Source organism: Corynebacterium provencense (genome assembly GCA_900049755.1).
Classification (GTDB): Bacteria; Actinomycetota; Actinomycetes; order Mycobacteriales; family Mycobacteriaceae; genus Corynebacterium; species Corynebacterium neomassiliense.
This window is the reverse complement of sequence record LT160592.1, coordinates 171340-190505: the sequence shown is the minus strand read 5'-3', so window position 1 is coordinate 190505 and position 19166 is coordinate 171340. Positions and strand designations below refer to the sequence as shown.

Annotated in this window: 17 protein-coding genes and 1 tRNA gene; 13 read left to right on the top strand and 5 right to left on the bottom strand. The window is 69.0% G+C overall.

All coding sequences use genetic code 11. The annotated features are described in order from the left end of the window. Positions 1-193: 193 nt before the first annotated feature. Both BN3906_RS00875 and BN3906_RS00870 read right to left on the bottom strand, forming a co-directional pair. Positions 194-817: a hypothetical protein gene (locus BN3906_RS00875; RefSeq protein ID WP_066583031.1), complete on the bottom strand. Its 624-nt coding sequence runs from the start codon at positions 815-817 to the stop codon at positions 194-196. After that, the gene (locus BN3906_RS00870; RefSeq protein WP_187119872.1) at positions 814-2412 is read right to left on the bottom strand and encodes an ATP-binding cassette domain-containing protein; all 1599 of its coding nucleotides are present in this window, start codon (positions 2410-2412) and stop codon (positions 814-816) included. The genes BN3906_RS00875 and BN3906_RS00870 overlap by 4 nt, the downstream gene beginning before the upstream one ends. A 131-nt stretch (positions 2413-2543) precedes the next feature. Between BN3906_RS00870 and BN3906_RS00865 the strand changes: the two genes are divergently transcribed. After that, positions 2544-2619 (top strand) — tRNA-Glu (locus tag BN3906_RS00865). Between the two features lie 444 nt (positions 2620-3063). Next, positions 3064-4437, top strand: a complete 1374-nt coding sequence (locus tag BN3906_RS00855; protein ID WP_078057012.1) for an aspartate aminotransferase family protein — start codon at positions 3064-3066, stop codon at positions 4435-4437. A 65-nt stretch (positions 4438-4502) separates the two neighbouring features. Here BN3906_RS00855 and BN3906_RS00850 read toward each other — a convergent pair whose 3' ends face one another. Beyond that, positions 4503-5228 (bottom strand): IclR family transcriptional regulator, encoded by a 726-nt coding sequence (locus BN3906_RS00850; RefSeq protein ID WP_066583029.1) that lies wholly within the window; start codon positions 5226-5228, stop codon positions 4503-4505. A 192-nt stretch (positions 5229-5420) separates the two neighbouring features. Between BN3906_RS00850 and leuC the strand changes: the two genes are divergently transcribed. Both leuC and leuD read left to right on the top strand, forming a co-directional pair. Then, complete coding sequence (gene leuC / locus BN3906_RS00845; RefSeq protein WP_261796793.1) at positions 5421-6944, top strand: 3-isopropylmalate dehydratase large subunit; 1524 nt, start codon at positions 5421-5423, stop codon at positions 6942-6944. A 46-nt stretch (positions 6945-6990) separates the two neighbouring features. After that, a complete protein-coding gene (gene leuD, locus BN3906_RS00840) occupies positions 6991-7617 on the top strand; it encodes a 3-isopropylmalate dehydratase small subunit (RefSeq protein ID WP_066583028.1) in 627 nt (208 codons plus the stop codon). Here the strand turns inward: leuD and BN3906_RS00835 are convergent. Beyond that, the gene (locus BN3906_RS00835) at positions 7587-8639 is read right to left on the bottom strand and encodes an NUDIX hydrolase (RefSeq protein ID WP_066583026.1); all 1053 of its coding nucleotides are present in this window, start codon (positions 8637-8639) and stop codon (positions 7587-7589) included. The two genes, leuD and BN3906_RS00835, sit on opposite strands and share 31 nt — an antisense overlap. Before the next feature lie 158 nt (positions 8640-8797). On the opposite strand from BN3906_RS00835, the gene BN3906_RS00830 reads away from it, so the two are divergent. After that, positions 8798-9796, top strand: coding sequence for an NAD(P)H-dependent glycerol-3-phosphate dehydrogenase (locus BN3906_RS00830; RefSeq protein ID WP_066585699.1), 999 nt, complete (start codon positions 8798-8800; stop codon positions 9794-9796). A gap of 21 nt (positions 9797-9817) precedes the next feature. Further along, positions 9818-10915, top strand: coding sequence for a D-alanine--D-alanine ligase family protein (locus BN3906_RS00825; protein WP_078057010.1), 1098 nt, complete (start codon positions 9818-9820; stop codon positions 10913-10915). A gap of 29 nt (positions 10916-10944) precedes the next feature. Here BN3906_RS00825 and BN3906_RS00820 read toward each other — a convergent pair whose 3' ends face one another. Beyond that, on the bottom strand, positions 10945-11991 hold the full coding sequence (locus BN3906_RS00820) for a DUF3515 domain-containing protein (protein WP_261796792.1): 1047 nt from the start codon (positions 11989-11991) through the stop codon (positions 10945-10947). Positions 11992-12083: 92 nt separating this feature from the next. Here BN3906_RS00820 and BN3906_RS00815 point away from each other — a divergent pair, with 92 nt between their 5' ends. From BN3906_RS00815 to coaD, 7 genes are all read left to right on the top strand, one after another. Next, positions 12084-13076, top strand: coding sequence for a thiamine-phosphate kinase (locus tag BN3906_RS00815; RefSeq protein ID WP_066585693.1), 993 nt, complete (start codon positions 12084-12086; stop codon positions 13074-13076). Beyond that, complete coding sequence (locus BN3906_RS00810) at positions 13061-13798, top strand: uracil-DNA glycosylase (protein ID WP_078057008.1); 738 nt, start codon at positions 13061-13063, stop codon at positions 13796-13798. The genes BN3906_RS00815 and BN3906_RS00810 overlap by 16 nt, the downstream gene beginning before the upstream one ends. After that, positions 13795-15417 (top strand): DAK2 domain-containing protein, encoded by a 1623-nt coding sequence (locus BN3906_RS00805; protein WP_066583024.1) that lies wholly within the window; start codon positions 13795-13797, stop codon positions 15415-15417. Before BN3906_RS00810 ends, BN3906_RS00805 begins: the two co-directional genes overlap by 4 nt. Continuing rightward, positions 15418-17676, top strand: coding sequence for an ATP-dependent DNA helicase RecG (locus tag BN3906_RS00800; protein ID WP_066583022.1), 2259 nt, complete (start codon positions 15418-15420; stop codon positions 17674-17676). It begins immediately after the preceding gene. Positions 17677-17800: 124 nt separating this feature from the next. Beyond that, entirely contained in the window at positions 17801-18049 is a 249-nt protein-coding gene (locus BN3906_RS00795) for an acyl-CoA carboxylase biotin carboxyl carrier protein subunit (protein WP_066583021.1), read from the top strand. Next, complete coding sequence (locus tag BN3906_RS00790) at positions 18046-18618, top strand: RsmD family RNA methyltransferase (RefSeq protein WP_066583020.1); 573 nt, start codon at positions 18046-18048, stop codon at positions 18616-18618. Before BN3906_RS00795 ends, BN3906_RS00790 begins: the two co-directional genes overlap by 4 nt. A 35-nt stretch (positions 18619-18653) precedes the next feature. Then, positions 18654-19145, top strand: a complete 492-nt coding sequence (coaD, locus tag BN3906_RS00785) for a pantetheine-phosphate adenylyltransferase (RefSeq protein ID WP_066583019.1) — start codon at positions 18654-18656, stop codon at positions 19143-19145. Positions 19146-19166: the final 21 nt, after the last annotated feature.

Genomic DNA, 19166 nt, shown 5'->3' with positions numbered 1-19166 from the left:
CTGGACCCGGCGACGGGGCCTGTCGAGGGGCCCACCACGGGCGCGGAAAACTTCCTCGGCTTATCCCCGAAAGGGCCCTTCCCCCGGGAAAAACCGCTCGGGTGCCCGGCCCCGCCGCCATGACACGCGCCCGTGGGACGGGACGGCGCCGCGCGAGCTCCACCCGGGGACGCGGCACGCCCCGCCGGCGTCATCATGGAGGCGGCGATGATGAGCCTCGGCGTTGTCCCTGTCGCTTAGACACATCTAGAGGTGTATGAGAGACGGGGGTGGCCTCGTCCGCGGCGGACCCGGCATCGGCCCTGCCGGCGTCCGCCCGCAGGAGCCTGTACTGGGACCACAGGTGCAGGCCCAGTGACAGCAGAAGAGACAGTGCCACAAGCCCTGCCGCGCCGGGGGAGACCAGCACCAGGAGTCCGCCGACGAGTACCGGCGGAACCACCACCGCCGGCACCATGACCTGCAGGTGGTGGGCGGGCAGGGCCATGAGCGCGGGCACGGAGCGGCCGGCGGCGGTGGTGACAAGGGCGCGGGAGGAGGTCGTGAACCACCCCAGGCGCGCACGGACCAGTCCTTCGCCGAGCGCCGCGTAGAGACGGCCCGCGTAGCGTGCCGCCCCGAGAAAGCCCGCATGAGCTCCGAGGACCGTCACCAGCAGGGACACGCCGGCGGCGAGGAGGACAGGGGCCGGGGGACCGCCACGGACCACGGCCCGGGCGAGGACCAGGTACGCGACAGCCTCCACGGCGGCCACGAGGGCACAGATGACGGCGGTGGCGGTGACGGTGGCGTCCGGCAGTCGGCGTGCAGTGTTCACTTCAGTTCCAGTCTGTGGTCGGTCGGTTCGGTCAGGGAGTGGTCGTGGGTGACCATGACGACCGTGCGGGGCAGGGCGCGCAGGGAGGCGACCAGACGGCGTGCGCGCTCCGGATCCAGTGCGCTGGTGGGTTCGTCGAGGAGGATCACCGGGGCGTCCGACAGGAACACCCGGGCGACGGCGACACGCTGGCGCTCCCCGCCGGAGAGGGTGGTGGCCTGCCGGTCAAGGTCAAGCTCCGGCGCTCCGGCCAGCTCCAGTGCGCGGTTGAGTTCCGCGCCGTCAGGTGACGGATGCGCCCGTGTGAGCAGGAGGTTGTCGCGGACAGTGCCGTCGACGACCTGGGCGTCCTGCCCCGTGCACAGGACGGTGCGGGGTCTGGTGTCTGCGTCGAACCGGGTGACGGGCACCCCGTCCAGGGTGACCGAGCCTGACTCGGGCACCTCCAGGCCGGCGAGAGTGTGCAGCAGTGTCGACTTCCCCGCACCGCTGGGCCCGGTGACCACGGTGAACGACCCCGGCGGGAAATCGGCGGAAAGACCGTCGAGGACCTTTCTCCCCCCTGCACGGACGGTCACGTTCCCGACCCGGAGGTCCACCCCGTGACCGTCGGCGGCGTCCGGGGTGGACAGGACGGGCGGGCCGGGCGGGGTGGACAGGGTGCCGCGGGGAAGTGCGGGTTCGCCCAGCAGCGCCGACAAGCGCCGGAATGCTCCGGCACCTGCCCGGATGTGGTCCACCCCGTGACCCAGTTTCAGGGCGGGAGCAGTGACAGCGAGACTGAGCAGCATGACGCGCGCCAGGTCCTCTGCCGGTCGGTCATGGGCGACCGCATAGGCGAGGGCGAGCGTGGTGGCGGCCCTGAGCAGGCCCTCGGCGACGGCTGCGGCGGGCGCCGACCGGTTCACCCAGGCGACCATCGCGGTGGAGAATTCGGAGACCTGTTCCCGGTAACGGCGGGCGGCCCCCGCGCCGGCCCCGTAGAGCCTCTGGACCAGAGCACCGCGGGCGTAGTCCTCAGCGGCCGTGACGACACCGGTGACCGCGGTGACCCTGCGGTCGTTGAGCGCGGCAGAGATCCGGGGCAGGAGGACCAGATGGAACACGGCCGCGACAGCGGCAGGAACGAGGGCCACGAGGGGAGCCGGACCGGAGGACGCCACCAGCACGGTGACGCCGGCCACCGGGACGACGAGGAATGTCGCGACGTCGGCCGGGGCGTGGGCGACGAGGTGGTGGAGGGCGTGGACATCGTCGGTGACGCGGCGTCGCAGCACCTCGGCGGGGTACCTGTTCCTGACGGACCAGGGCAGCAGAAGAATGTGCCGTGCCAGGTGCCGGCGCAGGGAGGCCTCGAACTGTGCCTCCGCACGGTGGGAGAGCAGGTCCGCGAGCGGGCCGAGCAGGGCCGTGAGTGTCCAGAGAACCAGGGTGGCGCTGAGGGGGCCGGTGACGCTGTCGCCGGAGGCGGTTGCTCCCACGACCCTGCAGAGGGCGAGCAGGGCTGCCAGCCCGGCAAGGTCGGAGGTGACTGCGAGGGCGGTGGCGGTGAGGAGCCGGGGTAGGGCAGGACGGAGGTCTCCGGTGATGGTCACAGCCGGGAAGTATACGCGTATACTTCCCGGTCGGGTAGGGATGACGTGGTGATTATGCGATCGGACGGGGCCTCCTATATAGTTCTCCCCGTTGCACACCACGGCGTCATGCCCGAAGTGGTGCAAGTCCTGCCCCGTTCGTCTAGCGGCCCAGGACGCTGGCCTCTCACGCCGGTAACACGGGTTCAAATCCCGTACGGGGTACCAGAAAAAGAAGTCCTGCACCGATTCCCGGTGCGGGGCTTCTGTCGTCCGCGCCCGGGTGAGCCGCACAGTACGGGGGCGAAAAGGCGTGCATCGTGACACGGTCCGGCGTCCGCACGGGGATCACCGCGCCACCCTGACGGAAGACCCGTCCTGCAACCGCGAACCCGGAGGCGACGGACGCCGGGCCCGCACCGTCACCACCGTGGGAGAAGACGGCCGCAGATTCGCCCACCTCGTCGTCGGTGATCCGGGGGACGGTGACCGACCTCAGGGGTGAGATGCAGGGGTGTCTCTGGACCGGCCCCGGGTACCGCCGGTACCGTCGTCAGAGGGTCCGGCGGCACTGCGCGCCGACCACACAGCGGCTGTCAGACGCCAGGCCGGTCGGCGCCGCACATTCTCACGGATCCCGGTGCCAGGCCGACCGGATGTCTGGAGACAGTCATGGCCTCTGCCATCAGTAGTGACCGCATCGCAGAACTCACCGCGATCGAGTCAGAGAAACTCAACGCCCGCACCCTCGGCTCGAAAGCGATGTTCGAGCGTGCGGGAAAGCACCTCAGCGGCGGCGTCGCCTCCTCCTACCAGCTGCGTGACCCGTGGCCGATCTACATCGACCGCGGAAACGGGCCGAAGGTGTGGGACGTCGACGGCAACGAAATGTGGGACTTCCACAACGGATTCGGATCAATGATCCAGGGCCACGCCCATCCGGCCATCGGTCAGGCGATCGCCGACCGGTACCCCCGGGGAACCCACTTCGGGTGCGCCACAGAAGACGACATCGTCGTCGCCGACGAACTCGCCGCCCGGTGGGGACTGCCCAAGTGGCGCTTCACCAACTCCGGGTCCGAAGCCACCATGGACGCGATCCGTATCGCCCGGGCCTACACCGGACGCGACACGGTCGTGAAGATATTCGGCTCCTACCACGGACACCACGACACGGTGATGGTCTCCATCGGAGTGGAGTACGACCAGATCGGCGACCACGAGAATCTCGCCTCCCTGCCCTACGGTGCCGGCATCCCGGACGCCACCGTCCGGATGACCGTCCCCGTCCCCTTCAACGACGCCCCGGCGATGGAACGGCGCATCGAGAGACTCATCCGGGAAGGCGACAAACCCGCCTGCGTCATCATGGAGGCGGCGATGATGAACCTCGGCGTTGTCCTGCCCGAACCCGGGTACCTCGAAGCTGTCAGGGACATCACCCGCAGGCACGGCATCGTGCTGATCTTCGACGAGGTCAAGACAGGGCTGTGTATCGCGGCCGGCGGCGCCACCGAGAAGTTCGGCGTCACCCCCGATCTTGTGACGCTGGCCAAGGCCCTCGGCGGTGGACTGCCGTCCGGAGCGATCGGCGGCAGTGAGGAAGTCATGTCCGTCGTCGGAAACGGCAGTGTCTACCAGGTCGGGACCTACTCGGGGAACCCGCTGACCATGGCCGCCGCACGGGCGTCCCTGGAGCAGGTCCTCACGCCCGCCGCCTACGCACACCTGGCGCACCTCAACGACCGGATCGTCACCGGATGCCAGGAGGTCATCGACCGCCACGGGCTGCCGGGATACGCGCTCGGCATCGGTTCAAAAGGCTGTGTGACCTTCTCTGAGCAGAAGGTCGTGGACTACGAGACCTACAAGGCCAGCCAGCGTGGAGACCTCGCGGACCTGGCCTGGCTCTACAACCTCAACCGGGGCATCTTCATGACCCCCGGCAGGGAGGAGGAGTGGACCCTGTCGGTCACCCACACCGACGAGGCGGTGGACGCCTACGTCGCGGCCTTCGATGAGCTGGCCGCCGACCTCACCCGGTGACATTCGCCCTGCGGCGCCCCTGCGGCGCCCTGCGGTGACACCCCCCCGGTGACGCCCACAGCCTGCTAACGCAGGTGCTCCTCCAGGTCCTCGGCCGCCTCATGCAGGGCCTCGCGGTGCCTGGCGGCGGGGGAGGGCCCCATCCGGTCGATCGGCCCGGAGATCGACAGAGCGGCGATGACGCCCGTGGCGTCCCGGACCGGAACTGAGGCGCTGGCCAGCACGGGTTCGCGTTCGCCCAAGGATTCGGCGATGCGGGAGATCCTGATCTGTTCGAGATCGGCGGCCGTGTACGAGGCGCTCTGCAGGATCTCGTCCTGGAAACTCTTCGGGGAGTAGGCCACGAGAACCTTCGCCGCCGATCCTGCGGCGAGAGTCATCCTGGCACCGACAGGGACGGTGTCCCTCAGGCCCAGCGGCGGTTCGGCAGTGGCGACGCAGATGCGCTCGGTGCCGGAGAGCTTGTAGAGCTGGCAGGACTCGCCCGTCCTGCGGACCAGGGCCGGAAGAACGTACTCGGCGGCCTCGTCGAGCCGCGCCGACGACTTCGGCGCGAGCTCTGCCAGCGCCGGCCCGGCGGTCCACTGGCCGTCGTCGAGACGGGTGACCATACGGTGCTTCTCCAGGGCCACGGCGATACGGTGGGCGGTGGCGCGGGGCAGGCCGGTGGTCTCGCAGAGTTCGGACAGGCTGTGTGGTCGGCGTGCGACAATACCCAGGATGAGCAGAGCGCGGTCGAGCACCTGGATGCCGCTGGTGACGGGTACCGGGGTGTCGGAGGTATTTCCCATAATCTGGTATCCTACATTCCATCCAGTGGAACTGCCAGGACCGGCCCCCGGAGTGACTGCCCGGGAGTCGTGGCCAATGCGCGCCCGCACCGGAACCGGCGGCACCGGCGACGGAACCGGCGAGACTGGCAGGAGACACCGTAATACCGTGGAAGTAGCGTCGACAGTGAGGCGTACATGAGGAGAGAGACCGTGACCGCTGTGACTCAGCAGGACCGGAACAGGACCGACCGGACCACAGGACCCCGCACCCTGGCCCAGAAGGTCTGGGACGACCACGTCGTGGTCAAGGGGGAGAACGGTGAACCGGACCTCCTCTACATCGACCTCCACCTGATCCACGAAGTCACCAGCCCCCAGGCGTTCGACGGACTCCGGAAGTCAGGACGCCCCGTCCGGCGGCCCGACCTGACCCTGGGCACCGAGGACCACAACGTGCCCACGCTCGGCGTGCACACCGGCAACCTCCTGGAGATCCGGGACAAGGTCTCCCGCCTGCAGGTCGAGACACTGCGGGACAACTGCCGGGAATTCGGTGTAGAACTACACCCCATGGGGGACGCCGACCAGGGCATCGTCCACACCGTCGGCCCCCAGCTCGGGGCCAGTCAACCGGGCATGACCATCGTCTGCGGCGACTCCCACACCTCCACCCACGGAGCATTCGGCTCCATCGGCATGGGCATCGGAACCAGCGAGGTCGAACACGTCCTGGCGACCCAGACCCTGCGCCTCCGGCCGTTCCGGACGATGGCTGTCGAGGTCTCCGGTGAGCTGCGGCCCGGCGTCACCGCCAAGGACCTCATCCTCGCCGTCATCGCGAAGATCGGAACCGGCGGCGCCCAGGGACACATCATCGAATACCGCGGCGAAGCGATCAGGAAGCTGTCCATGGAAGGCCGGCTCACCGTCTGCAACATGAGCATCGAGGCCGGTGCCAGGGCCGGGATGATCGCCCCGGACGAGACGACCTTCAACTACCTGAAGGGACGGAGGTTCGCCCCCACCGGAAAGGACTGGGATGACGCCGTGGAGTACTGGCGTTCACTGGCCACCGACGAGGGTGCGGTGTACGACACCGTCGTCGAGATCGACGGCTCCTCCCTCGCCCCCTTCGTCACCTGGGGGACGAACCCCTCCCAGGGCGTCCCACTGTCCGGGCACGTCCCCTACCTCGAGGACATCACCGACGAGACGCAGCGCACCGCCGCGGAATCCGCCCTGGAGTACATGGGTCTGGAGGAAGGCACGCCGATGCGTGACATCACCGTCGACACAGTCTTCCTCGGCTCCTGCACGAACAGCAGGATCGAGGACCTGAGGGCCGCCGCGGAAGTTATCCGTGGCCGCAGGGTGGACAGGGGCGTCCGCATGCTCGTCGTCCCCTCCTCCGCCAGGGTCAAGCTCCAGGCGGAGGAGGAGGGACTGGACAGGGTCTTCCTCGACGCGGGCGCCGAGTGGAGGACGGCCGGCTGTTCGATGTGTCTGGGTATGAACCCTGACCAGCTGGCCCCCGGGGAACGGTCGGCGTCCACGTCCAACCGTAACTTCGAGGGACGCCAGGGTAAAGGCGGACGCACCCACCTGGTCTCCCCTCCGGTCGCCGCCGCCACGGCGGTACTCGGTCACCTGGCCGGTCCGGCCGACCTTGACCCGCCGGCGGGACAGGCAGAGCAGCAGACAGAGCGGCCGTCCGGGCGGCCGTCCGGGCGGTAGCACAGACCCGCAACAGCGAGAGACAGGGAAGAGACAGGGAAACGACATGGAACCATTCACCGTCCACACCGGCACCGCACTGCCGCTGAAGCGGTCCAACGTCGACACCGACCAGATCGTCCCGGCCGAGTACCTCAAACTGGTGACGAAGACCGGGTTCGAGTCCGGCCTGTTCAAATCCTGGCGACGCGACCCGGAGTTCATCCTCAACCAGGAGCCCTACATCCACTCCTCCGTGCTCGTCGCAGGCCCGGACTTCGGAACAGGATCCTCACGCGAGCACGCGGTCTGGGCACTGCTCGACTACGGGTTCCGGGTGGTGTTCTCCCCACGCTTCGGAGACATCTTCCGCGGCAACACGGCCAAGAACGGGCTGCTGGCCGGAGTCATGCCCGAGGAACAGATAGAACTGATCTGGAAACTCCTCGAACAGAACCCCGGCGCAGAAATGACCGTCGACCTTGAGAGCCGGACGGCGACCCTCGGTGAGTACGTGTTCCCCTTCGACGTCGACGACGACACCCGCTGGAGACTCCTCAACGGACTCGACGACATCGCCATCACACTGCAGGACGCCGACGCCATCGCCGACTACGAGTCACGCCGGCCGGCCTTCAAACCGGTCATCCGCCCGGTCGACGCTCACCTCACCGGCAGCGGAGACGCCAGGTAATCCGCCCCGACCAGCTTCTCCGCCGCGGAGAAGTGCAGCACCCACACGCTGCTCTTCTTGGCCTTGAGATCCTCGATCTCCGCACCGGCCTCACGGGACAGTCCCTCCACCACCGCGGGAATGACCTCGCCCTGGGCACACACCGCACTGACCCGGGCAGTGGAGGCCCGGACCAGAGCGTCCATCACGGTCCGCGGCCCCTCGGTGAGCGCGGCGTCCCCGAGAGCCGGATCGACCTCGACCTCCAGGCCCAGGGCCCTGGCCGCCGGGAACAGGGTGTCCACACACCGGTCCGGTGAGGCGGCCGCGCACTGCTGCACCCCGTAACCCTGCACCACCGGCACCAGGGCCTCTGCCTGACGCCGGCCCTTCCGGGTCAGCGGACGACGGGCGTCCTCACCCTGCCAGCCCCGCCGGTCGGCGGCCTTGCCGTGACGGATGTAGAGCACCCGGCGGACGGTCCCGAGCGAGAGCCGCTCCAGGGCGGCCGCAATGACCTCACGGTCGGCGTCGTAGCTGCACAGTTCCGCCGCCTCGGAGGGGGAGACCCACCGCAGCTCACCGATCTCCCCGGTGTCCAGGGGAGTGGTCGCGGAGCGGTCCTTCGCCTCGGCGGTCCAGTACCAGACCACCTTCGTCGACGTCCCCACCGGATAGTGGACGTACCCCAGCAACCACCCGAGGGTGGCGGGACAGCCAGTCTCCTCGAGAAGCTCACGGGCCGCGGTCTCCACGATGCCCTCACCCTTGTCGACCTTGCCCTTGGGCAGGGACCAGTCGTCGTAGCGGGGACGGTGGACCACCGCGATCTCGATCTCACCCTCGGCGGCGGTCTCCGGGGCGGTGTGGTCAGGTTCCGCGGTCCTGCGCCACAGCACGGCACCTGCGGCGAAAGTGGGGTTGTCGAACTCGTCTGACGGACGGCTACCGATACGGGACACGGGCAGAGTGTCCGGTCCGCTGCCCAGGGTGCGTGAAGATACGGAGGTGGAGAGGTCACCGATGCCGGAATGGCTGATCACAGGAGTTTCCTTCTTCGGGATGGCAGTCTGGTTCAATGAAGCATCGTACCGGCCGCCGCCGGGACGGACAGCGGGAGACCGGTCAACAGGCCAGGAACGGTCCGGAAGTACAGTGGCCGGAGTCAGGTGACCGGATCAGGGACAGGAGAGTGGGCCGGATGGCGAAGGTCGCGGTGATGGGGGCAGGATCGTGGGGGACCACGGTGGCGAAAGTGTGCGCTGACGCGGGCGGGGACGTGACCCTGTGGGCCCGCAGGGCGGAGATCGCCACGGAGATCAACGACCGTCACACCAACAGCACCTACCTGCGCGAGATCATCCTGCCCGAGGGGCTCACCGCCACGACCGACCCCGCCGCGGCCCTCGACGGTGCCGGCATCGTCTTCCTCGGGGTGCCGTCCCAGACCATGCGGACCAATCTCGCGGCTTGGCGGGAGAGGATCGGGGAGGACGCCACGGTCGTCAGCCTCACCAAAGGCATCGAACACCACAGCAGACGCCGGATGAGCCAGGTGATCGCCGAGGTCGCCGACATCCCCGAATCGCGTGTCGCGGTCCTGTCGGGACCCAACCTCGCCTACGAGATCGCAGGCAGTCAACCCGCCGCCACCGTCGTCGCCTGCACCGACGCGGAGCGGGCCGTCGCAGTCCAGGAAGCCACGGCCGCACCCTACTTCAGGCCGTACACCAACGACGACGTCATCGGCTGCGAGATCGCCGGTGCCTGCAAGAACATCATCGCCCTCGCCTGCGGTATGGGGGTCGGGATGGGCCTCGGCCACAACTCCAACGCAACGCTGATCACCAGGGGACTGGCGGAGATCACCAGGCTCGCCGTGGCCCTCGGCGGATCCGAGAGGACCATGTCCGGGCTCGCCGGACTCGGAGACCTCGTGGCCACCTGCAATTCACCACTGTCCCGCAACCGCAGTTTCGGGGAACGGCTCGGCCGCGGAGAGAGCCTCGACCAGGCCAGGGAGGCGACCCACGGACAGGTCGCCGAAGGGGTCGTCTCATCGATCGCCGTCTCCGAGATCGCCCGGGAAAACTCGGTGGACATGCCCATCACCGACGCCGTCGTCGACGTCTGCCACCACGGCGGCAGCGTGACCGGCGCGGTACGTTCACTACTGGGCCGCACCAGGAAAGCGGAATGACACCCCGGTAGACTGACCGGGGTGACCATCACTGAACCGACACCTCCCGCGCCCCGAACCGTCGTTGCCGTCCTCTACGGAGGCCGGAACTCCGAACACAGCATCTCCTGCCTGTCCGCGGCAGCGGTGATGAGCCGACTCGACCCCGACCGTTACGAGGTGGTCCCCGTCGGCATCACCCAGGACGGGCACTGGGTCAGAGGGACGACGGACAGCGACGCCCTGTCCGCCCACGGTCGGGACCTCCCCACCGTGAAAATGTCCCGGGGGGTCACCCTCGTCCCGGGCACCACGTCCGAGGGGCGGGGCCAGTTCCGTTTCGGTGACGGATCCCTCTACGCAGAGGTCGACGTCGTCTTCCCCGTCCTCCACGGACGCAACGGTGAGGACGGCACCGTCCAGGGACTGCTCGAATTGGCGGGCGTGCCCTACGTGGGCAACGGCGTCCTCGCCTCGGCGGCGTGCATGGACAAGCAGTACACCAAACTCATCGCCCGGGCCGCCGGAGTGCCCGTCGGCGATGAGGTGGTTCTCACCGAACCGCGTGACCTCACCGACGCGGAGAAGGAGAAGCTCGGCCTTCCGGTCTTCGTCAAACCCGCCCGCGGAGGATCCTCCGTGGGGATCTCGAAGGTCAGTGACTGGGCGGACCTGGCGGCGGCGGAGGACCTGGCGTTCTCCCACGACTCCAAGATCCTCGTCGAGGCCATGCTCCACGGGGTGGAGGTGGAGTGCGGCGTCCTCCAGTACCCGGACGGCACCGTCCACGCCTCCCTGCCGTCACTGCTGAAGGGGACCGAGGACGGACCCGAAGGGTTCTACGGCTTCGACACGAAGTACCTCGACGACATCATCACCTATGAGATCCCCGCTCCCCTGCCCGACGGGCAGGTGGATGCGGTACGGCGCTGGGCGGTGGAGACGTTCCGGGCACTGGACTGCGAAGGACTGGCGCGGGTCGACTTCTTCGTCACCGCCGACGGGCCGGTGCTCAACGAACCGAACACCATGCCCGGATTCACCCCCATCAGCATGTACCCGAAGATGTTCGAGGCCACCGGGGTCAGCTACACGGAACTGCTCGACATTCTCATCGCCAGGGCCTTCGCCCGGAAATGACCGGGACCACCTCCCGGGTCCGGACCGGATCAGCTTCCGGTCTTCTCCATTGAACCGGCGATGACGCCGCTGAGCACCGGGAGGACGACATCCCCGGCGTCCAGGGGCAGGGACACCGCCACGGTGCCGGCATACCCCAGCGCGTACCAGACACCCGCCGTGGAGCCGTTGCCCAGCTCCGTGTCCTCGAACCAGGGCACCTCGTCAACCTGCGTGAGCTGGGCCCCGGCCCGGTAGGACCCGGGCAGTGCGACCCCGCAGCGCACGACCACAGGCTCCCGGCCCGGCGCGGTCCACACCGCCAGGGAACCGGAGCCTGCCAGGGAGTCCAGTGCAGTTCCCGCGGTCGTGCCTTCGCCGTCGACCGTGGTCGAGGTGATCCTGCCGTACTCGCCGAGAGTCTCGGGAAGTTCTCCGGCGAAAGCGGCGCAGGCGGCGTCCCCGGCTCCTCCGGCGTCCCCGGCCGACAGTCCGGTCAGGGGGACATCGCCGGCGACCGGTGCGGGGCCGTCCGTGTGGGAGGATACCGCGGAGCCGATACCGTCCATGTCGATCACCTTGTCCAGCGGGGTGTCCGGCCCGGTGCTCCCGGTGACCGCGACGACCGGGCTGCCCCCCAGGGAGTACCAGGTGGACAGGTCCGAACCCCGGGTCGCGTCGTCGATCCGCAGCCAGTCGGTGCCGCCGTGGGAGACCAGTTCACTGATCTCGGTGAACTGGGTGGGCACGGAGACTCCGCAGCGGACCGTGAGCTCGTCGCCGCCGGAACTGCGGTACGCTGCCGCTCCGGCGGGGGCGGGGTCGGTGAGATCCACGGAACGGTAGTCACCGGTACGGTCGGGCAGGGCCGCGACAACCGCCGCACAGGTCTCCGACTCCGCCTCCGGGGCGTCGACAGGTCCCATGGACACCGGGGTGTAGACATTGCGATCCACGAGGATCTTCGCGCCACCGAGAACTGCGGCGGCGAAGACGACGGCGAGGACCAGTGCGAGCACGGTGGTGGTGCGGCGCTGTCCGGAGGTGCTGCTACCCTGATCGGTGACTTCCGGGGAACCGGAACGCTGCTCTGCCATGGCCCCGATCATACGGGCGCCGTGGCCGCCCGCCCCTCCCCGGGGCAGGGTGTGCCGGGGCAGGACCGGACGGACGACGATTGAAGGTGCTGATGGCCACGAACTACGGTGGACACACGTCAGGGGACCCGACCGTCTCCGAGGTCGGGGAGGCTGCGACGATCGCCGCGATCCGGGCCGCCGCCCCCAGTGAGGTCAACGGTGACGACGCCGCGGTCCTCGACCCCGTGCCCCCGAACTCCCGTCATGTCGCCACCACGGACGTCCTCGTCGACGGGGAACACTTCCGGCTGGACTGGTCGACCCCCTTCGAGGTCGGTGCCAAGGCGGTGACCCAGAACTTCGCCGACATCCAGGCGATGGGAGGTCGCCCCACAGCGGTACTGATGTCCCTCTCCGCGCCGGGGGACCTTCCCGTCAGTGTGGTGACCGGTATCGCCCGCGGGATGTCGGCCACCGCTGCACCATGGGGGGTCGAACTGGTCGGAGGGGACGTGGTGACCTCCCGCCAGCTCATTGTCGCCGTCACAGCGATCGGCGTCCTCACCGGTCCGGACCCCGCGCTGACCGTCGATGCCGCACGCCCCGGCCACACCGTCGTCGCCTCCGGGGTGATAGGGCACTCCGCTGCCGGTCTGGCACTGCTGGAGTACTTCGGATCACGGGAGGCGGTACCGGACGACCCGGTGCTCCGGGATCTCGTCTCCGGCCACTGCGCGCCCCGGCTCATCGTCGGCAGGGGCACCGTGGCACGGGCGGCGGGAATGTCCGCGATGACCGACAACTCCGACGGGCTGGTCCATGACCTGACCACCCTGGCACACAGGTCAGGGGTCCACGTCGACCTCGACGGAGCCTCCCTGACCCCGGACGCGCAGCTGTACTACGCGGCCGAGGTGACCGGTGGTGACCCCTGGGAATGGGTGCTCACCGGAGGGGAGGACCACACCCTGCTGGGGACCACCGACAGGGAACCGCCGGCAGGCTACCGGGTCATCGGGGAGATCCGTGAGGCCGGCGAGGGCGAGCCGGTGACAGTCGACGGTCAACGTCCGGTGTACACGGCCGGGTGGGATTCACTGTGAACCCTGAGGCGACCTCCGTGGACCCGGTGAATGCGCTGGCCGGGCGGATTCTCGCGACCGTCCACCCGTCGTGGCGCAATATCCTCGACGATGCCGGGGCAGACCTGCCGACGGCCGCGGAGAACACAGCCGGGCGCATCATCGCCGGCGAACCGGTCCTGCCCGCCCCGGAGAACATCTTCCGGGCCCTGTCCCGGCCGGCGGAGGAGACTCGCGTGCTGATCCTCGGCCAGGACCCGTACCCGACCCCCGGGCATGCCGTGGGACTGTCCTTCTCCTCGGCGGCGACCACTGTGCCACTGCCGAAGTCCCTGCAGAACATCTACACCGAGTATGAGTCGGACCTGGGACTGCCCCGGCCTGCGTCCGCCGACCTCAGCCCCTGGACACGCCACGGGGTGATGCTGTTGAACAGGGTCCTGACCGTGCGTGCCGGATCCCCGGCGAGCCACCGCGGCACCGGCTGGGAGGAGATCACCGGGGCAGTGGTGGAACACCTGTCCACCCGGCCTCTCGCCGCGGTTCTCTGGGGGCGTCAGGCAGGGGAGGTGGCCGGCACGGTGGGCCGGGACCGGTGCGTGCTCTCCGCCCACCCTTCACCCCTGTCCGCCTACCGCGGTTTCTTCGGCTCCCGTCCGTTCACCCGGGCCAACGGTATCCTCGTCGCCCAGGGGGCGGAACCGGTGGACTGGTCGCTGGCGGACCAGGAGGTGGTCCGGTGACCACCGCACTCACGGGGCCCTACCTCAGGTCCTGGGCAGTCAGGGCGCTCGCGGGACTGCGGCGTCACCGTGACGAGATCAACCGGCTCAACGTGTTCCCCATCCCGGACTCCGACACCGGCACGAACATGACCGCCACCATGGAATGTGCCGTCGCCCGGCTGGAGGACGCCACCGGTTCCGCCGGTTCCGCCGGTTCCACCGGTGACGCCGACGCCGCGGAGACAGCCGCCGCTCTGGCCGCCGGCGCCGTTACCGGGGCCAGGGGAAATTCCGGCATGGTGCTCAGCCAGATTCTCCGGGCCGTCGCGGACACCGCCGCCATGTCGGCCACCGGTGACCTGTCGGCCAGGGCGGTCCCGGTGATGCTCTCCAGGGCAGGGAAGCTGGTCACCGACGCGCTGTCGCACCCTGTGGAAGGGACGATCCTGACTGTGCTGCGGCAGGCCGGTGACGGTGCGCAGGCGGTCGTCGACGCTGACCCGGAGGCTTCTCTGGGCACAGTCGTCACCGCCGCGCGTGACGCGGCCGTCACCGCCCTGGAACAGACCACCGGACAGCTTGACGTCCTTGGTGAGGCAGGAGTCGTCGACGCCGGCGGACGTGGCCTCGTCGTGATCCTCCAGGCACTGGTCGACGCCCTGGAAACAGGTACAGAAACAGGTACAGAAACAGGCACGGAAACAGGCACAGAAACGGGCGCAGCAGGCGGTACCGGGAGTTTCCGGGGGTCCGTCGGGACCGGGCCCGCCGACCCGTCCCACGGTGCAGGCAGCGAACCCCACCTCGAACTGGTCTTCACGTTCCGGGGTGACGCGGCGGCCCTGCGTACCGCCCTCGGAGAACTCGGAGACAGCGTGGTGGTCGTCGGTGACGGCGCTGACGCGCACCGTGCCCACGTCCACACCCGTCACCCGGGTCAGCTCATCGAGCGGATCTTCGCCCTGGGCAGTGTCACCGGACTGCGCGTCGAGGCGCTGCCCGAACAGCCTGCGGCCCGTGGCGTCCGACCCGTCTCCCCGGTCATCGCCCTCCTTCCTGCCGGTGCCGCCACCGGCGGGCTGGCCGATCTCTTCCGTGGCGCCGGCGCGGAGGTGTGCGACACCTCGGAGTCGCTCGCCGAGGCGCTCGGTGCACTGCCCGGACCAGGGATCGTGCTGACCAACGGTCAGGACACCGCTGAGGTGTTCGCCGGACTTGACCGGGTCGGCAGGGAGTTCGGCCGGGAGGTCACTGTGGTGGACACCGGCAGTTTCGTCGGAGGGCTCGCCGCACTGGCGGTGCACAGTCCGGGAGCGGACCCTGACGACGACGCCGAGGACATGGCGGACGCCGTGCACGGGCAGCGGTGGACTGACGTGACCGTGCCGCCGGCGGGGCAGCAGACCGGTCAGGACCCCGTGGTGGACGTGGTGGACGTCGTGGAGGCGGTCGCTGCGGCGGTCAATGCCCTGCTCGCCGACGGCGGGGAACTGGTCACGGTTCTCTGCCGTGCCGAATGCGGTCCCGGGATCGGCGACGCGGTCGCCGGGGCGGTCCGCGAAGCACACCCGGACGCCGAGGTCCACGTCGTCACCGTGCCGGGTCTGCCTGTCGACGCCCAGGTGGGGGTGGAGTAGATGCTGGGCTGGGACGATCCCCGGCCACTGAGCCTGGTCATTCCACCCGAAAGGGCCAGGGCCCTGGCGGGCCGGCCCGGGCTGGCCACCATGGGACAGGCCCTGATGAACTTCCCCGTCTCCTACGTCCACAGCAGCGGTACCGGCGCCTTCACGGATGACGGACCGGACGCCCCGGGGGAGGGTGACAGGTTCACCTGCCTCGCCGAAGTGACGGGGGCACACGTCCAGGACAACCGGGGACGCCGGGGACCCCGGGAAATCCTCTCGTTCACCTTCCGGGTGGGGGACACGGTCTTCTCCTCGGCCCTGTTCGGCAATGTGCGCATGCACGTGCCCTTCGTCGCCGCCGGGGCGAAGCTCATGCTCTCCGGAACACTCGGCGTCTGGCGGGACCAGTGGCAGCTGAAGAACCCCTCCTACATCACCCTCCAGCCTGCGCCCCCGCAGGGCGGTGCCCGGCGTACCCCGGAGGAGCATGAGGCCGCGTTCGGGGCCTACGGTCCCCTCGCCACCGTCGTCGAGGTCGCCGGGGGGATGAGAGCGGCCCAGAAACTGCTGTCCCGGCCCTGGCTGCCGATGTACCGACGTCGGCCGGGGACCACCACCGCCGAGGTCACCGCAGTGATGGACCGGGTGCTCGCCGCGACGGGGGAACCGTCCGAGATGCTGCCCGACCATCCCGGGGCACCGGAGTGGCCCCGTCTCCGGGGGCGGCCCCTCATCAGTTTCAGCAGGGCCCTCCACGAGGTCCACCAGCCTCCGGAGGAGGGGCCGGAGGAGGCCCGCACCCGTCTGAAGTTCAACGAAGCTCTGGGACTCCAGATCGTCATGGCGCTGAGGAGGTCCGAGTCCACGGCGAGGTCCGCGCCGTCCGTGGTGCCGATCACCGCAGACTCGCGTTATGCGGCACTGACGGCGAACCTCCCCTATGACCTCACCGACACCCAGAAGGCGGCGCTGGAGACCATCGGCAGGGCCATGGGGCCGGACAGCGGTGCCGACGCAGACGCCGCTGACGCCGCCGGAGGTGACGGGGTGACAACCCCGATGAGCATGCTGCTGCAGGGCGACGTCGGATCCGGAAAGACGGTGGTGGCACTGCTGGCGATGCTGAGGGTCGTGGACTCAGGTCTGCAGTGTGCCTTCCTCGCCCCCACGGAGGTCCTCGCCTCACAGCACGCGGACACCCTCACCGGGCTGCTCGACGGACTCGGGGTGACGGTGACTCTGCTGACCGGGTCGATGTCCGCGGCCGAACGTCGGAGTGCCCTGCTCGACACCGTCTCCGGTACCGCGGACATTGTCGTCGGAACCCACGCCATCATCCAGGACTCGGTCGAGTTCTTCGACCTGGGACTGGTGGTGGTCGACGAGCAGCACCGCTTCGGCGTCCGCCAGCGTGACCGGCTCAGGGAGAGGGCACCGGTGGACAGGACACCGCACCTGCTGGTGATGACCGCCACCCCCATTCCCCGTACTGTGGCCATGACCATGTTCGGTGACCTGTCGGTCTGCACCCTCACCGGCGCTCCGGCCGGTCGCGGGACCGTGCACAGTTTCGTGGTCCCCACCTCGAGACCACGGTGGGTGCAGCGGGTCTTCGAGGTCATCCGTGAGCAGGTCGCCGCCGGTCACCGTGCCTATGTGGTCGTTCCCCGGATCGACGGTGAGGGAGGTGTCGACGATGTGGCGTCCCGTCTGGAGTCCGGTCCGCTGTCCGGACTGAGGATCGGCCGCCTGCACGGCAGAACCGGGGACAAGAACCAGGTGATGGAGGCGTTCGCCCACGGTGAGCTCGACGTGCTGGTCGCCACGACCGTCATCGAGGTCGGACTCGACGTCCCCGAAGCCACGGTGACGGCGGTGATGGACGCCGAGAACTTCGGCGTCTCACAGCTGCACCAGTTGCGTGGCCGGGTCGGTCGCGGGGCAGCGGACTCCTGGTGTTTCCTGTGTACCGGGGTGCAGGAGGGGGAACCGTCATACGGTCGGCTGGAGGCAGTCGCCCGGACAGGTGACGGATTCGAGCTGGCTGAACTTGACCTGAGGACCAGGACCGAGGGGGATGTGCTCGGGGAGACCCAGTCCGGGTCCCGGGCCCGCAGGGTGACCCTGTTGTCCCTGGCAGACGACGCGGACATCGTCGACGAGGCCCGTCGGTACGCCGCAGCTCTCGTGGAATATGACACGGACCTGTCCCGGGCCCTCGTCGCAGACATCGCCGACGACGACCAGGAGTACATCGAACGCAGCTGACAGCGCGGCGGGAGGGCGTCCCCGCTGCTCCGGACACAGCTCCGCCGGTCACGACCCGGTCACGACCCGGTCATGTGACCCGGTCGTGGACCGGGCATGTCACAGCCCTACTACACTGCCAGGCATGGATATCTTCGCTCCGTTCGCCGGGCATGTCAGGTTCGAGGTGGTGGACGGGCAGTCCGTCGCCGCCGGAGAGCATCTCGCCGTCGTCGAGGCCGTGAAGATCGAGGCCCCCGTCGCCGCACCCGGGCCCGGGGTGGTGCGCCGGGACGCCGCGGAGAACTTCAGCGCCGTGGCCGGAGGAGACCTGCTCCTGCACCTCGACGAGCTTCCCGACACCCGTGACCGGACCGGCGGGGCAGAGCTGTGACCCGCATCATCTCGGGATCAGCCAGGGGCAGGAAACTGAAGGTCCCGCCCGAGGGCACCCGTCCGACCTCCGACAGGGCCAGGGAAGGACTGTTCTCGTCCCTGCAGGTCCGTTTCGGCTTCGACGGTGAGATCGTCCTGGACCTGTTCGCAGGTACAGGTGCACTGGGACTGGAGGCGGCGTCCCGGGGCGCGGCGGAGGTCACCCTCGTCGACGACAACCACAGGGCGTGCGAGACTGCCCGCGCCAATGCCGAGGTGGTGGGCCATCCTGCCGTCAGGGTGGTCGAGTCCAGGGCCTCCGCATTCCTGGCCGGAGCGGCCCGCGACCACTACACGATGGTGCTTGCCGACCCCCCCTACGATCTCAGTGACACCGCCGTCGACGAGATGGTCCGTGCCCTGGTCCCGGTGCTCCGGAAGGACGCCGTGGTCGTGGTGGAACGTCACGTCGACTCTGCGGAGGTGGACTGGCCGGAAGGTTTCGAGACCACCGGTCAGAAGCTGAAGAAACGCACCTTCGGCATCGCCAGGATGGACATGGCCATCTGGCGGGGGCCCGCGGCGTGAGGCGACGGCAGGAGATGAGGACCTAGACTGTGGGCATGCGAGTCTGCTGCCCCGGATCCTTCGACCCTGTCACCAACGGCCACCTGGACATTTTCACCAGGGCCGCGAGGATGTTCGACGAAGTCACCGTCCTCGTGACCTACAACCCGAACAAGTCCGGACTGTTCACCGCCGAGGAGCGGATGGCCCTGATCCGTGACGCCCTGGACGCCACCGGCCGGCCGGAGACGTCCAGGATCACCGTGGACACCTGGGACAGTCTCCTGGTCGACTACCTGGACGGACACGGGATCCCCGCGATGGTCAAGGGTCTGCGCAGTTCCCTCGACTACGAGTACGAACTGCCTATGGCGCAGATGAACCAGCGTCTCACCGGGGTGGAGACCTTCTTCCTCCTGACGAATCCGGAGTACGGGTACGTCTCCTCGACGATCTGCAAGGAGGTTGCCAGGTACGGAGGTGATGTCCGGGGACTGCTGCCGGACAGTGTCGCTGCAGCGGTGAGGGAGAAGTACGCCGGCCGGTGAGCGCGCCCGGGCGATGAGCCC

Bases quoted from the DNA above. Each gene is read 5' to 3' on its own strand.
- BN3906_RS00855 (WP_078057012.1), top strand. From the start codon at position 3,064: ATGGCCTCTGCCATCAGTAGTGACCGCATCGCAGAACTCACCGCGATC.
- BN3906_RS00850 (WP_066583029.1), bottom strand. From the start codon at position 5,228: ATGGGAAATACCTCCGACACCCCGGTACCCGTCACCAGCGGCATCCAG.
- leuD (WP_066583028.1), top strand. From the start codon at position 6,991: ATGGAACCATTCACCGTCCACACCGGCACCGCACTGCCGCTGAAGCGG.
- BN3906_RS00830 (WP_066585699.1), top strand. From the start codon at position 8,798: ATGGCGAAGGTCGCGGTGATGGGGGCAGGATCGTGGGGGACCACGGTG.
- BN3906_RS00820 (WP_261796792.1), bottom strand. From the start codon at position 11,991: ATGGCAGAGCAGCGTTCCGGTTCCCCGGAAGTCACCGATCAGGGTAGC.
- BN3906_RS00815 (WP_066585693.1), top strand. From the start codon at position 12,084: ATGGCCACGAACTACGGTGGACACACGTCAGGGGACCCGACCGTCTCC.
- BN3906_RS00800 (WP_066583022.1), top strand. From the start codon at position 15,418: ATGCTGGGCTGGGACGATCCCCGGCCACTGAGCCTGGTCATTCCACCC.
- BN3906_RS00795 (WP_066583021.1), top strand. From the start codon at position 17,801: ATGGATATCTTCGCTCCGTTCGCCGGGCATGTCAGGTTCGAGGTGGTG.
- coaD (WP_066583019.1), top strand. From the start codon at position 18,654: ATGCGAGTCTGCTGCCCCGGATCCTTCGACCCTGTCACCAACGGCCAC.